Source organism: Methylobacterium sp. WL8 (assembly GCF_008040045.1).
Lineage (GTDB): Bacteria > Pseudomonadota > Alphaproteobacteria > Rhizobiales > Beijerinckiaceae > Methylobacterium > Methylobacterium cerastii.
Window position 1 is genome coordinate 1 of sequence record NZ_VRVF01000103.1, and the last position, 11,936, is coordinate 11,936.

The window sequence follows — 11,936 nt, forward strand, 5'->3', positions numbered from 1 at the left end:
CCGAGACGGCGACGTAGTCGCCGACGCCGATCACCGGCTCGATCGAGGGGCGCTTGTCGCCGAAGGAGGCGAGCAGGCTGTCGAGGGGGCGTCCGCGCAGGGCCTCGATCACGGCCGGCGTCACGTCCACGAGCTCGTAGCGCGCCAGCAGCCCCTCCGGCGTCGAGACCTCCGCCCCCGCCTCGACGGCCCGCGCCGTCGGACCCGAAGCCGGAAGAACCGAACAGCCCGACACCGCAAGTGCGGTGAGCAGGAGCAGGGGGAGGACGCGCATCCAGGATTGCCTGATCGTTTTCAAGGCCTCGACGCCTAGACCAATCGCAAGCTGCTGTCCGTAGCGGGGCGGACACACTCGCAGCGCGCGAGCTCGATCGGCCGCGGCGATCCCCGTTGTGCACATCGTCAAGTCGCGACTCCGACTTTCTGCGGGCTGGACGCTGACAGCGACACGGGCGATCTGGCTCTCGCGCCGACGAAGCCTTATGCCTGGAAAATATTTCCGCCCCACGACGCAGCGAACGACTTCGGAAGAACGCCCTCATCCATGAGGCTGCCTCTCTCCTACACCCCGCCGGACTTGCAGGCCGAGCGGACCGGCACGGTACGCCGCCGACAGGTGTTCTTCATTCCGGGCTACGATCCCGAGGCACGGACCCGCTATCGTCTGCTGTTCGTGCGCGAGCTGTTGCGGCACGCCAAGCGCTTCGGCGATCCGCGGCCCGACATCTCGCCGGCGACCTTGAGTGCGGACGGCATCCTACAGAGCTGGACGGTCGGACCGGACGAGGGCCGGGTGGCGACCGCCTACGACGTGCTGCTCTGGAACGACCTCGTCGCGCGGGACTTCCGTCGGCCGCGGGTGCTCAGCGTCCTGCTCCTCGTCGTCGGCACGCTCCATGCCCTGGTCCGCGGGCTGATCTGGCGGTTCTACCGGCTCAACTGGCTCTACGGGAACGTCGTGATCTACCCGTTCGTGATGGTCGTGCTGCTCTCGGCCCTGTCGCTGGCGATCGGGACCCTGGTGCACGCCCACCTCGGCGACTGGTTCGGCCACAGCCTCGGCTGGCCGCCCTGGGTGACCCTGCCGCTTGCCGTCGTCGCCGGGATCGCCTGGATCGTGGCGATCGAGGCTTTGCTCAACCGTTTCTTCTTCTGGCAGTTGCTGAACGATTGGGTGTTCAACTGGCAGCACGGCAACGGCTGGCGACGCGACTATGCCGCCCGCCTCGACGTTTTCGCCGACCGCATCCTCGCGCGGCTCGCCGAAGCCGAAGCCCGCGGCGAGCGGCCGGACGAGGTGATGATCGTCGGCCACTCCACCGGCGGGCTCACGGCCGCCGAGGTCGCCGCGCGGCTCCTCGCCCGAGCTCCGGACCTCGGAACGGGCGACACGGCGTTCTGCCTCGCGACCCTGGGCTCGGCCCTTCCGATCGTCGCCGCGCAGCCCTTCGCCCGGCATGTCCGCGGCGACGTGGCCGCCCTCGTCGCCTCGCGCCGGATCGTCTGGCTCGACGTGCAGGCGCCGCAGGATTGGATGAACTTCCCCGGCTTCAATCCTGTGCTCGACCTCGGGCTGCCGCTCGCCGGCGGCCCGATCGCGAACCCGCTGGTGCGGTCGGCACAGGTGCGGGACATCCTGACGCCGGAGACCTATGCGAAGGTCAGGCTCAAGCCGTTCCGCATGCACTTCCAGTTCCTGCTCGCGAACGAGCGGCCCGGCCCCTACGACTACTTCCGCATGGTCCTCGGACCGCAATTCCTGCGCGACCGGGCGATCCGTCCGATCGTGGCGGAGCTGGCGCCCGCGGCGCCGCAGGCCGGCGGCTGAGGGGAGGGTGGCTCCGCGCGAAGGCCTCGCCCGGGCCGGGCGGCGTGCTATCTGCGACGCCGCGACCACGCGATCGAACCGGGAGCCGCGATGCCCGCGAGCCAGTCCACGCCGAACGACCCTGCGGGGTCCCCCGCCGCACAGGTGCTCGTGGTGATGGGGGTCTCGGGCTCGGGAAAGAGCACCGTGGCCGCCCTGGTGGCCGAGCGGCTGGGCTGGATCTTCGTCGACGGCGACAGCTTCCACACGCCCGAGCACGTCGCCAAGATGCATGCCGGCCTCGCCCTGGACGACGAGGACCGCGCGCCTTGGCTCGCCTCGATCGCGGTCTGGATCCGGCATCGCCTGGAGCGGGGGGAATCCGGCGTCATCGTCTGCTCGGCCCTGCGCCGGGCCTATCGCGACGTTCTCACCGGAGGCTCGCGGCAGGTCCGGATCGTCTACCTCGAAGGCAGCCGCGACCTGATCGCCGGCCGGCTCGCGCAGCGGCACGGGCACTTCATGGCGCCGGCCCTCCTCGACAGCCAGTTCGCGACCCTGGAGCCGCCGGGGGAGAACGAGCATCCAGTCGTCGTCGGCATCGCCGACGATCCCGAGCGGATCGCCGAGCGCGTGGTCGTCCGGGTCCAGGCGACCGGAGGAGCCGTATCATGAGCGACCGCGACATCGACCTCGTGATCTCGGACGTCGACGGCACCCTCGTCGGCACCGACAAGAGCCTCAGCCCGGGCACGAACGCCGCGGTGGCGCGGCTGCACGCCGCCGGAATCGGTTTCACCGTCGCGTCGGCCCGCCCGCCCGTTGGCTTGCGCGGTCTCGTCGCGACGCTGGCGCTGCGCCTGCCGATGGGCGCCTTCAACGGCGCGACGGTGGTCGGCCCCGACCTCTCCGTGATCGAGGAGCGGCTGATCCCGGAGGCGACCGCACGGGAGGCGGTCGACCGGATGCTCGCCGCGAAGCTCGATGTCTGGGTCTTCGCCGACGGCCTGTGGAGCCTGCGCGACCCGGCCGGACCCTACACCGACCTCGAGCGCCGCACCCTCGACGCCGAGCCGAACGTGGTGCCCGACCTCGCCTCCCTTCTGGGACGGGCTTCCAAGCTCGTCGGCGTCAGCCGGGACCACGCGCACCTCGCCGCCTGCGAGGCCGAGATCGGCCGCACCCTGGAGGGCCGCGCCGTCGTCCACCGCTCGCAGGCCTACTACCTCGACGTGACCCCACCCGGCGTCGACAAGGGCGGCTTCGTGGACTGGATGGCGGACCGGCTCGGCCTCGCGCGCAGCCGCATCGCCACCTTCGGAGACGCGGGCAACGATGCCGCGATGTTCGCGCGCGCCGGCCTGTCGGTGGCGATGGGCAACGCCGAGGAGAGGGTGAAGGCGGCGGCCACCGCCGTCACCGACGGCAACGACGCCGACGGCGTCGCCAAGGCGGTCGATCGGCTGATCCTGGCCTAAGAAGACGTCCGCCCCTGTGGCATGCTGGGCACAGGCTGCGCCCCCCGGGTTCGCCGCCCCCAGGCGACCGCATCCAAGCCGCTTTCCGGCCTCATTTGCCCCCGACCTAGCTTGACCAGAACAAGCGGGAACGGGTCTCCAGGATGCATCGACGCCTTCTCCTCGCCGCAGCTCTGGCGGTCGTGACCGTCCCGGCCATCGCGCAGGGGGCCCGCGACAACATCGATGCGCTGATCGAGCAGCACGCCAAGGCGAACGGCGTTCCGGCGAGCTTCGTCCATGCGGTGGTCAAGCGCGAGAGCAACTACAACCCGAAGGCCAAGGGCGGCAGCGCCCTCGGGCTGATGCAGATCAAGCCCGCCACCGCCCGCGGCCTCGGCTATCAGGGCGACGCCGCCGGCCTGCTCGACCCCGGGACGAACCTGAAATACGGCGTCGCCTACCTCGCCGGCGCCTACCGCACCGCGCAGGGCAACCTCAGCCAGGCCTACGGCTACTACAATCGCGGCTACTACTACGCCGCCAAGCGCCAGGGCGTCGCCACGGCGGTCGCCGCGGTGGTAGCCCCCGTCGCCGCCTCCGCCAGCGCCGTCGCCAGCCTGTTCACCGGCGCCCCGGTCGCCGCCACCGATCCGAACCTCTCCGCCGCAAACGTGGCGCTGGCCTATGCGCCGACCGTGGCGGCGGCGCCGGCCGAGGCGGTCGCGGTCCCCTTGCCGCCCCGTCGTCCGGCAGCCCTCTCCGGGGCCGAGATGGTGGAGATGGCGAGCCTGCGCACGACGCAGGACCCCGCCGCCGACCAGTCGCAAGCGGACGCCGCCGCGACGGCCCAGACGATCGCGGTGCCGCTTCCGCCGCGCCGGCCCGATTCGCTTTCCGGCGCCGTCCAGGTGGCGAGCGCCGACCTCTCGGGGCTCACCCTGGCCGCCTCGCCCGCAGCGCAGCCGGCCGCCGCCACCGCGGATGCGGCCTCCGCCGACAGTGTCGCCGTGCCGTTGCCGCCGCGTCGGCCCTCGGCCCAGCGACTCGCTGCGTTCGCCCGGCCCGCAGCGCCTCGCAGGGCGCCCGCCGAGGAGCCCGTCCTCGAAGCCACCGCCCTCGCCACCGACCAGTAGGTTTGTACCAGCGCGGGAAAACCGCAGAGGTTGTCCAGCCAACGATTTGCTGGCTGGGTTGACCGCGGGACCGCAGCGCAACACATACGGGGCGTCGGACGAGGGGACCGACGCGGTCGGCGCCGTGTGCGCCGCAGCATCGCAACCGCTCGAGTTCCTTTGACGAATCATCATGCACCGAGGGCAGGGGTGCGCCGGACGTCTCGCGAGAGATCGGGCGTGACCGCGTCATGGTCGTCCTTGTGTGAGGTTCGCGGCGCATCACTTGCGTCGGGATGGCCGAGAGGCCGATCTCGCGCTTGAGACCGACGCGCTTGGGATCAATCGGAAAGCGGACGACGCCATGACCGGCGCGGTGGAACAAGAATCACTCTTCCTGTCCGACCTCGGTCGCCGGGTCCGGCATGCGCGCACGGTCCGCGGCCTGTCGCGCAAGCTGTTGTCGCAGACCTCGGGCCTGTCGGAGCGATACATCGCTCAGCTGGAGGGCGGGCAGGGCAACGTCTCGATCATCCTGCTGCGGCGCGTCGCCGACGCGATGGGCGTGCGCCTCGACGACCTGATCACCGGCAACGACGCGATCCCCGACTGGCCGGTTTTGCGCGACCTCCTCGGCCACGCCTCGCCGGCCCAGATCGCGGCCGCGAAGGACGCGCTTTCGGGCGGCCCGCGCGACGGAAGCATGCCGCGCCCGCGCGTGGCGGTGGTGGGCCTGCGCGGCGCGGGCAAGTCCACCCTCGGGCGGATGACCGCCGAACGCCTCGGCTGGCCCTTCATCGAGCTCAACGCCGAGATCGAGCGCGAGAACGCGCTCTCGGTCCAGGAGATCTTCGCGATCTACGGCCAGGAAGGCTACCGCCGCCTGGAGCAGGCGGCATTGCGGCGCCTGACCGAGCATCCCGGGCCGTTGGTCCTCGCGACCAGCGGCGGCATCGTCGCCGAACCGCTGACCTACGACCTCCTGCTGCAGGCCTTCTTCACGGTCTGGCTCAAGGCGCGGCCCGAGGAACACATGCAGCGAGTCCGCGACCAGGGACATCTCGCCATGACCGGCGACCACGCCTCGGCGATGCTCGAGCTGCGGGCGGTGCTCGCCAGCCGCGAGCCGCTCTACGCCCGCGCCTCGGCGACCGTCGACACCTCCGACGTGCCCGTGGACGTGATGGTCGACCGCCTGACCCGGACGATCGAGGCGCGCTTCCAAGGGCAGGCGGTGACCGCCTGAGGGGTGCGACGTCGCGCCCGCCGTCCTGACGCGGCCCTTGATCGAGGCCGGCGGCCACCCCAAGCTTTCCGCTCACGTCGAACGGGAACCCGCCTTCGCCGGTTCGCGAACCGACCCGTGATCATCCGTGGACCCGGCGCGACCCGGTCCGGGCGCCCCGGCACGGGGCAAGCCGCCCTCCGTCGCCGCGCCACCCGAGGAGCAGAACCATGACTGGCAGCCACGCCCTCGGGCGCCCCGTCGCCGACGGGCTCGCCGGCACCGTCGACCCGGTCTGGTCGCGCCTGCGCGCCGAGTCCGAGGCGGTGATCCGCGACGAGCCGCAGCTCGCCTCCTTCATCGTCGCCACGATCCTGAACCACACCAGCCTGGAGGGCGCCGTCTCGCACCGGGTCGCCGCCCGGCTCGGACACGCGGCGCTTCCCTCGGAGCTGGTCGCGCATGCCTTCCACGAGGCGATCCAGGCGGACCCGCGCATCGGCGAGGCGTTCCGCGCCGACATCGTCGCCGTGATGGACCGCGACCCTGCGACCAGCCGTGCGATCGAGCCTGTGCTGTACTTCAAGGGCTTCCACGCCATCCAGGCGCACCGCCTGGCGCACCACGTTTGGAACCAGGGCCGGCGCGACCTCGCGCTCTACCTGCAGAGCCGGTCGTCGGAGGTGTTCCAGTGCGACATCCACCCGGCGGCGCGGATCGGACGGGGGGTGTTCCTCGACCACGCCACCGGCCTCGTGGTCGGCTCCACCGCCGTGATCGAGGACGACGTCTCCATCCTGCACGCGGTGACGCTCGGCGGCACCGGAAAGCAGGGGGCCGACCGCCATCCGAAGATCCGCCGCGGCGTGATGATCGGCGCCGGCGCCAAGATCCTCGGCAACATCGAGGTCGGGGAATGCGCCCGGGTCGCCGCCGGCTCGGTGGTCCTGCGCCCGGTGCCGGCCAACACCACGGTGGTCGGGGTGCCGGCCCGCGTCGTCGGCACCGCCGGCTGCGCCGAGCCGGCCCGGGCCATGGACCAGCTCGTCAGCATGGACCAGTTCATCCACATGGCCGAGGGCATCTGACGCTCGGGTCCGGCCGCGCTTGCTCCTCCGCCGAGGGCGTGGCAAGCGGTGGCCCGGCCGCCGGGCGGGCTCCCGACCAGGGCACGCACCCGGAACGCCCTGCATGAAGAACCCGAAAGGCTCGACAGCGTGACCAAGCCCGAAGTCGCGAAGCTGCAGGACTACCTGCGCCGCAAATTCGCCAACGCCAGCATCCGCATCGTGGCGATGAAGAACGGCGATTCCGCCGAGGTCTTCATCGGCGACGAGTCGATCGGCGTGATCTCCGACGACAAGGAGGACGGCGACGATTCCTTCATGTTCCGGATGGCGATCCTCGACATCGATCTCGAGGACGACGCCTGAGGCGCGTTCGGCCTGTGCACGGGTTAACGCTAACCCGCACAGGTGCTTAACGTTTCGTAAACATCAGGGTTAGACTGCGCGCATCCTCGGTCGGAGCGTGCGTCATGGTCATCACCCTCGCTTCCCTCGACGCGATCCGGACGCTCTGCGTGGGCTTGGCCCTCTCGGGGCTCCTCGCCAGCGCGTTCGAGATGTGCACCACGCGTCGCGCCAGCTTCAGCCTGCTCGGGCACGGCGGCGTCACCGCCGTCGCCGCGCTGCCGATGCTGGCCTTCGGGGCGCCCTTCATCATCCTGCGGAACACCCTGCGCGGGCGTCGGATCGAGGGGCGCCCGATGCCCTTCGTGATGCTGGCGACCGTCATCGCCTGCGGTTGGGGCCTGCTCTCGGGCCGCGTCGCGCTGGGCCTTGCGGCCTTCGTCGTCGGCGCCTGACCCGGCCCGTCAGCGGTTGGCCGTCGCCGCCGGCGAGGCGCCGCCGTTGAGCGTGACCCAGGCGCGCCCGTCCTGCCCCTCGCGCTTGATGTAGGCGTATCCGGTGTCGCGCCACGACAGGATCGTGTTGGTCTTGTTGTCGAGGATGAAGTCGCCGCGATCGGTGCGCACCATCAGCACCGCGTGGCCCTCGCCGATGTCGTCGATGACGACGGTCATCCGCAGCGCACGCCGGGGCAACCCGCGCTCGATCAGCATCCGGCGCTTGAGCAGCTGGTAGTCCTCGCAATCGCCGAAACCGTCGTCGGGGAAGTCCCAGCGATCGACGACGCCCCAATGGGCCTGGTCGGTGACCGGCCTGATCCGGGCGTTGACCCGGCGGTTGACGCCGGTCAGCGTCCGCCACAGGTCGGCGTCGAACCGGATCGTGGCCGGCTCGCGCGCGTCCACGTCGCACTCGGCGGGCATGCGCTGGCAGAACGCGGTCCAGGCCGCCACCGGGCGCGCCGCCGCCCCGGTCTCCACGGGCGTGGCCGCATCGGGCAGGCTGGCGAGCGTCCGGGGCTGGGTCGAGGCCCCGCCGATCATCAGGATCGTTCCGGCAAAGCCCAGGGCGGCCGCGCGCCCGGTGCTTCGCAGGGCAAAGCGCCATCGGATGCCGCCGAGGGCACCCGCAGCCTGGACAACCGCGTACCGCATGCTCGATGCTCCGCCCTGCCGAAGCGACCAAGCTGGCACGGGCGTGCCGGCGGCTCAATCGAAAAATGAAGGCGAATTAACCAATCGGCTCCCGGATGGTTCCACCGAGGCCGCGGGCGATGCGCGATAAAAGTTCATGCGCTTCGGGAATGCGAGACCTGCGCGGTCGATCGCCCCTTGATTCCGGCGTGATTCGCAGATTGAGACTGTGACACCGGCGTGACGGCACGCCGGCGCCACGGGATCGGCTTCGCAGGTCCGAGCAAGACGCCGGCCAAGCGGCCGCCAGGGATCATCGCAACCGTGTCGCAACCCCCCATCCATCTCATGATCCGGGCTCTCGCGGAGAACGGCGCCCCGGGGGCGATCGACATCGCCCAGCACGCAGTGGAGATGTTCCTCGCCGCCTCCCCGACCGATGCGGACCGCGCGCTCGCGGTCGACATCCTGCTGCGCGACCTCGCCAGCCTGCGCGGCGTCGCCCCCCACATCACCGCCTTCATCGGCCGGATCGAGATGCAGCTCGGCCGCATTCGTCGGGACGCCCTCAAGCGCCCGGCGCAACGCCCCGTGCCGGCGGATGCCGAGATGACCGAAGAGGTCGCGGCGTCCGAGGCCGAGGCCGAGCCGGCGCTCCAGGCCGCCTGAGCCTTCTGAGCCGCCCGATCCTCCCCAGCCGCCTGATCCTCAGCGGTTGGCGGTGGTGATAGGCGAGGTGACGCCGCCGAGCGACACCCAGGCGACGGCGTCCTGGCTTTCGCGCTTGATGAAGGTGTAGCCGGTGCGGTGCCAGGGTAGGATCTGGCTGGTCTTGTTGTCGAGCACGAGGTCGCCGCGATCGGTGATCAGGGTGAGGACGGCGTGGCCCTCGCCCTTCTCGTCGATGACCACGGTCATCCGCATGGCGCGGCGCGGCAGGCCGGCGCGGGCGAGCAGGCTGCGCTTGAGCAGCTGGAAGTCCTCGCAATCGCCCGAGCCGTCCTCGGCGAGGTCCCAACGGTCCGGCACCCCGAGGTGGTCCATGTCGGTCACCGGCGTCACCGTGGCGTTGACGCGGCGGTTGACCGTCTGGATCGTGTTCCAGATCGCGGGGGTCATCGCGATGCGGGCGGGCTCGGCGGCGTTGACCGCACACTCGGCCGGGTAGGTCTGGCAGAACGTCACCCAGGCCAGGATCGGCTTGGCGACGCCGACCGGCGCGGCCGCGATGGTGGGGGCGGGCAGCGAGGCCAGGGTCTGCGCGGCGACCGGCGCCACGCCGGCGGCGAGGAGGGCGAACAGCCCGAGGCCGAGCGCCCGGATCCCCGTTCCCTTGCTGCTGAACACCCGGCCCATCGCCCAAACCCTCCGTCGATGGAGGCACGATGGGCCCGCGCGCCCTCCACGGCGCTGAAGCCGATACGAGCAATTTTATCGATTCGCCGCCGCCGTCGGCGCGCCTCGCAACAGCCCGAACCGGACGCTTTGGCGACCCGGCGGATTGTCGGCATCGCGTAGAGGATCGGGAAACCCTGTGCGGCCGCCGCGGTCGCCGTCCGATCGATCCGAAATTCCGATGCGGGACGTCAAACGCAGCGATCGGACGCGATCCGACCGAGCGAGCGGCCGACTCGGCAAAGGCGATCACCGTTCAGGTCGGGCTTGATGAATGAGAAGGGTTTTCGGACGGCGGCGTGCGTGCGATCCGGCAAAACCGCATCGTCTGCTCGATTCGCAGAATCAATCGGCAATGACGTGGCGACCGCGACGCGTCCGCCCCGGCGGCGGCGGCCACAACCAAGTCGCCGAAGCGTTCGGCCCCGGCCGCCGCGTGCTTAGAGCGTCATGCCTTCGTGGAAGCGGTCGGGGGAGAGCGGCAGCATGAACTGCACGCCGAACCCGCCTTCGAAGTAGCGCACGAGCTTGCCGGGCGTGGTGCCGATCGTCAACGTCGTGCCCAGCGGCGGCGCGCTGAGGCTGGCCAGGGCGACGCCCGACATCGAGATATCGATGACCCGCGCCTTGATCTCGCGCCCGCTCTCCAGCCGCACGACCACCGCCGGCTGCTTGGGCACGATGCGCTCGTGGGTCCGGCCCTCGGGCAGGCCGAGCATCTCGCGGTTGGCGAGCCAGGTGAGCTGCGAGGCGATCTTGTCGCGCTTGCGCGGCGTCGCCGACAGCTGGATCGCGAAGCCGCCCTTGGGATGGCGCGCGATGACGCCCTCGATCCGGCCGATATGCTCGAGGTACAGCACCACGCGCTCGCCGAGCTCACCCACCACCGCGCAGGTCAGACGGACGCCGCCGGGCGACATGTCGACGGTCTGACACGGATATTCGCGGCGGTCGGACAGCATGTAGCGGCCGAGCAGGGAGACCGGCACGCGCTGATGGCGTCGCAGGTCGGAGGCCTGCGCGAGGCGCAGTGTCGTCGTTCCCGCTGAGTTCTGCGCCATCATCATCGCGGGAATAGTCGGTCCGTCGTTGCTCGCTCGCTCGCAAAACCTAGCAATTATCTGGTTACGAAAACCTTGTTCCAGGCACACAATCTGAGGTTTCTTGCTGAAGGTGCCTGTTCAATTTTCTCGCGTCAGTTCTGCGGCCGGCGTCTCCGCTGCTTTCAGACCCGTCCGCCGCGGTGGACCATGAGGTGCCCGCGACGGAACGGGGCGCTGTCGTTGGCCGGCGGGGGGAGGGCGCCGAACGCCCCGGCTTCGAGGCCCGCGAGATCGAGGACCGAGTCGTCGCCCTGCGGCCCATCGTGGAGGGCGTCGGGCATGGGCCGGGCCAGCATCCGCAGGGAGAGCGTGTCGAGGCGCACGAGCGGACGCAGGCCGAGCCAGGTCGGCGGGGCGAGGGGGCTCAGCGCGCCGAGCGCCCGCGCCTGGGTGCGCCCGCGGTGGCGGAGCGGCAGCAGGAGGAATTCGAGGTCGACGGTCTCGCCGTCCGTGTTGGTGCCGCGCAGGCCCGCGACGACGCCGATCGCGTCCGCCGCCACCGTCTCGACCATCCGCCATGGATCCGCCGAGGCCTCGCCCCAGAGGGCGGACAGGTGCGCGGCCCGCAACTCCCGCCCGAACAGGGCGCAGACGCGGGTGCCGGCGAGCCGCAGGGTCGCGGTCCGGTGCGGCATGTCGAGTTCGAGGATCAAGCTGTCGGCCAGCAGATGGCGGATCGCGCCGGGTTCGATCTCGGAGCGCTCCGGGGCGCAGCGCTGCCCGCGAAGCCGGTCCCAGTAGCTGTAAAGCATGCGGCTGGTCGGATGCTTCATCGGTGTCCCGGACTGACGCGCGGCGGCGTGGCGATCGGTGCCGCTTCGGAACACCTTCGATCTCTCGTGGTGCATCCAGCGGCTGTTCGACCGTCACGGTGCACAACCTACGCCCGGGGTCACGGCCAAGCTCGCGCAACCCTTCGTTAAGGTTAAGCGGAGGTTGACGTTGCACGCCGGGCGGCCCTGCAAGACAGTGTTCACGAAAGCGTGACGGTTCGGGTCGCCCCGACGCCGTCACGTCTCCGGGTCGCCTTTGCGAGGTGCGCGGAGGGATCGGGCGCCGGCGCCCCGCCGTCTCCTGGTCCGGACGGCGCCCGGCCCCGCAAGGGGTCTCGGATCCTCTGCTTCAGGGAGGTCGCCCGTTCGCGGTGCGCCTCCCTTTTTTTCTAGGACGGCAGAATTGGCTGTTGGGCCTGTTGTTCGAGGGCGGTGAGGTAGGCGTCGGGATCGCGGCGGAAGCGGGTTCGTGCGGTCCGCGCCTGCCTGCGGATGTCGAGGGATCGGCGCAGGGCC

Annotated in this window: 14 protein-coding genes and 1 pseudogene; 10 read left to right on the top strand and 5 right to left on the bottom strand. The window is 70.8% G+C overall.

The features are described 5' to 3' along the window. Positions 1 to 274 (bottom strand): annotated as a pseudogene (locus FV234_RS23520) (sugar transporter); the annotation flags it as partial. A 270-nt stretch (positions 275 to 544) separates the two neighbouring features. Here FV234_RS23520 and FV234_RS23525 point away from each other — a divergent pair. The 8 genes from FV234_RS23525 to FV234_RS23560 all read left to right on the top strand — a co-directional run bounded on the left by FV234_RS23525 (position 545) and on the right by FV234_RS23560 (position 7,471). Continuing rightward, on the top strand, positions 545 to 1,828 hold the full coding sequence (locus tag FV234_RS23525) for an alpha/beta hydrolase (protein WP_147831982.1): 1,284 nt from the start codon (positions 545 to 547) through the stop codon (positions 1,826 to 1,828). Positions 1,829 to 1,918: 90 nt separating this feature from the next. Next, positions 1,919 to 2,482, top strand: coding sequence for a gluconokinase (locus FV234_RS23530; RefSeq protein WP_147831984.1), 564 nt, complete (start codon positions 1,919 to 1,921; stop codon positions 2,480 to 2,482). After that, positions 2,479 to 3,285, top strand: a complete 807-nt coding sequence (locus FV234_RS23535) for a Cof-type HAD-IIB family hydrolase (RefSeq protein ID WP_147831987.1) — start codon at positions 2,479 to 2,481, stop codon at positions 3,283 to 3,285. The genes FV234_RS23530 and FV234_RS23535 overlap by 4 nt, the downstream gene beginning before the upstream one ends. Positions 3,286 to 3,428: 143 nt before the next feature. Further along, a complete protein-coding gene (locus FV234_RS23540; RefSeq protein ID WP_147831989.1) occupies positions 3,429 to 4,400 on the top strand; it encodes a transglycosylase SLT domain-containing protein in 972 nt (323 codons plus the stop codon). A gap of 319 nt (positions 4,401 to 4,719) precedes the next feature. Next, positions 4,720 to 5,625 (top strand): helix-turn-helix transcriptional regulator, encoded by a 906-nt coding sequence (locus FV234_RS23545; protein ID WP_281406027.1) that lies wholly within the window; start codon positions 4,720 to 4,722, stop codon positions 5,623 to 5,625. Positions 5,626 to 5,834: 209 nt separating this feature from the next. Next, positions 5,835 to 6,692, top strand: a complete 858-nt coding sequence (gene cysE, locus FV234_RS23550; protein ID WP_147754134.1) for a serine O-acetyltransferase — start codon at positions 5,835 to 5,837, stop codon at positions 6,690 to 6,692. A 129-nt stretch (positions 6,693 to 6,821) separates the two neighbouring features. Beyond that, entirely contained in the window at positions 6,822 to 7,037 is a 216-nt protein-coding gene (locus FV234_RS23555) for a DUF3126 family protein (RefSeq protein ID WP_147754133.1), read from the top strand. A gap of 104 nt (positions 7,038 to 7,141) precedes the next feature. Beyond that, the gene (locus FV234_RS23560; RefSeq protein ID WP_147754132.1) at positions 7,142 to 7,471 is read left to right on the top strand and encodes a hypothetical protein; all 330 of its coding nucleotides are present in this window, start codon (positions 7,142 to 7,144) and stop codon (positions 7,469 to 7,471) included. 9 nt (positions 7,472 to 7,480) lie between these two features. Here FV234_RS23560 and FV234_RS23565 read toward each other — a convergent pair whose 3' ends face one another. Further along, entirely contained in the window at positions 7,481 to 8,059 is a 579-nt protein-coding gene (locus FV234_RS23565; RefSeq protein ID WP_238270100.1) for a transglutaminase-like cysteine peptidase, read from the bottom strand. Positions 8,060 to 8,473: 414 nt separating this feature from the next. Here FV234_RS23565 and FV234_RS26825 point away from each other — a divergent pair, with 414 nt between their 5' ends. Then, a complete protein-coding gene (locus FV234_RS26825) occupies positions 8,474 to 8,818 on the top strand; it encodes a hypothetical protein (RefSeq protein WP_238269977.1) in 345 nt (114 codons plus the stop codon). Positions 8,819 to 8,857: 39 nt separating this feature from the next. Here FV234_RS26825 and FV234_RS23575 read toward each other — a convergent pair whose 3' ends face one another. Then, positions 8,858 to 9,505, bottom strand: coding sequence for a transglutaminase-like cysteine peptidase (locus FV234_RS23575; protein WP_147831993.1), 648 nt, complete (start codon positions 9,503 to 9,505; stop codon positions 8,858 to 8,860). A gap of 29 nt (positions 9,506 to 9,534) precedes the next feature. On the opposite strand from FV234_RS23575, the gene FV234_RS23580 reads away from it, so the two are divergent. Continuing rightward, entirely contained in the window at positions 9,535 to 9,822 is a 288-nt protein-coding gene (locus FV234_RS23580) for a hypothetical protein (protein ID WP_147831996.1), read from the top strand. A 162-nt stretch (positions 9,823 to 9,984) separates the two neighbouring features. Here FV234_RS23580 and FV234_RS23585 read toward each other — a convergent pair whose 3' ends face one another. Together FV234_RS23585 and FV234_RS23590 are read right to left on the bottom strand one after the other, a co-directional pair. Beyond that, a complete protein-coding gene (locus FV234_RS23585; RefSeq protein ID WP_147832000.1) occupies positions 9,985 to 10,608 on the bottom strand; it encodes a PilZ domain-containing protein in 624 nt (207 codons plus the stop codon). 161 nt (positions 10,609 to 10,769) lie between these two features. Next, positions 10,770 to 11,420 (bottom strand): PAS domain-containing protein, encoded by a 651-nt coding sequence (locus FV234_RS23590; protein ID WP_147831998.1) that lies wholly within the window; start codon positions 11,418 to 11,420, stop codon positions 10,770 to 10,772. Between the last annotated feature and the right edge of the window lie 516 nt (positions 11,421 to 11,936).

What these genes read in the sequence shown, in the direction of transcription:
- FV234_RS23525 (WP_147831982.1), top strand. Translation starts at nt 545, where the DNA reads ATGAGGCTGCCTCTCTCCTACACCCCGCCGGACTTGCAGGCCGAGCGG.
- FV234_RS23530 (WP_147831984.1), top strand. Translation starts at nt 1,919, where the DNA reads ATGCCCGCGAGCCAGTCCACGCCGAACGACCCTGCGGGGTCCCCCGCC.
- FV234_RS23535 (WP_147831987.1), top strand. Translation starts at nt 2,479, where the DNA reads ATGAGCGACCGCGACATCGACCTCGTGATCTCGGACGTCGACGGCACC.
- FV234_RS23540 (WP_147831989.1), top strand. Translation starts at nt 3,429, where the DNA reads ATGCATCGACGCCTTCTCCTCGCCGCAGCTCTGGCGGTCGTGACCGTC.
- cysE (WP_147754134.1), top strand. Translation starts at nt 5,835, where the DNA reads ATGACTGGCAGCCACGCCCTCGGGCGCCCCGTCGCCGACGGGCTCGCC.
- FV234_RS23560 (WP_147754132.1), top strand. Translation starts at nt 7,142, where the DNA reads ATGGTCATCACCCTCGCTTCCCTCGACGCGATCCGGACGCTCTGCGTG.
- FV234_RS23565 (WP_238270100.1), bottom strand. Translation starts at nt 8,059, where the DNA reads ATGATCGGCGGGGCCTCGACCCAGCCCCGGACGCTCGCCAGCCTGCCC.
- FV234_RS23575 (WP_147831993.1), bottom strand. Translation starts at nt 9,505, where the DNA reads ATGGGCCGGGTGTTCAGCAGCAAGGGAACGGGGATCCGGGCGCTCGGC.
- FV234_RS23580 (WP_147831996.1), top strand. Translation starts at nt 9,535, where the DNA reads ATGGGCCCGCGCGCCCTCCACGGCGCTGAAGCCGATACGAGCAATTTT.
- FV234_RS23585 (WP_147832000.1), bottom strand. Translation starts at nt 10,608, where the DNA reads ATGATGGCGCAGAACTCAGCGGGAACGACGACACTGCGCCTCGCGCAG.
- FV234_RS23590 (WP_147831998.1), bottom strand. Translation starts at nt 11,420, where the DNA reads ATGAAGCATCCGACCAGCCGCATGCTTTACAGCTACTGGGACCGGCTT.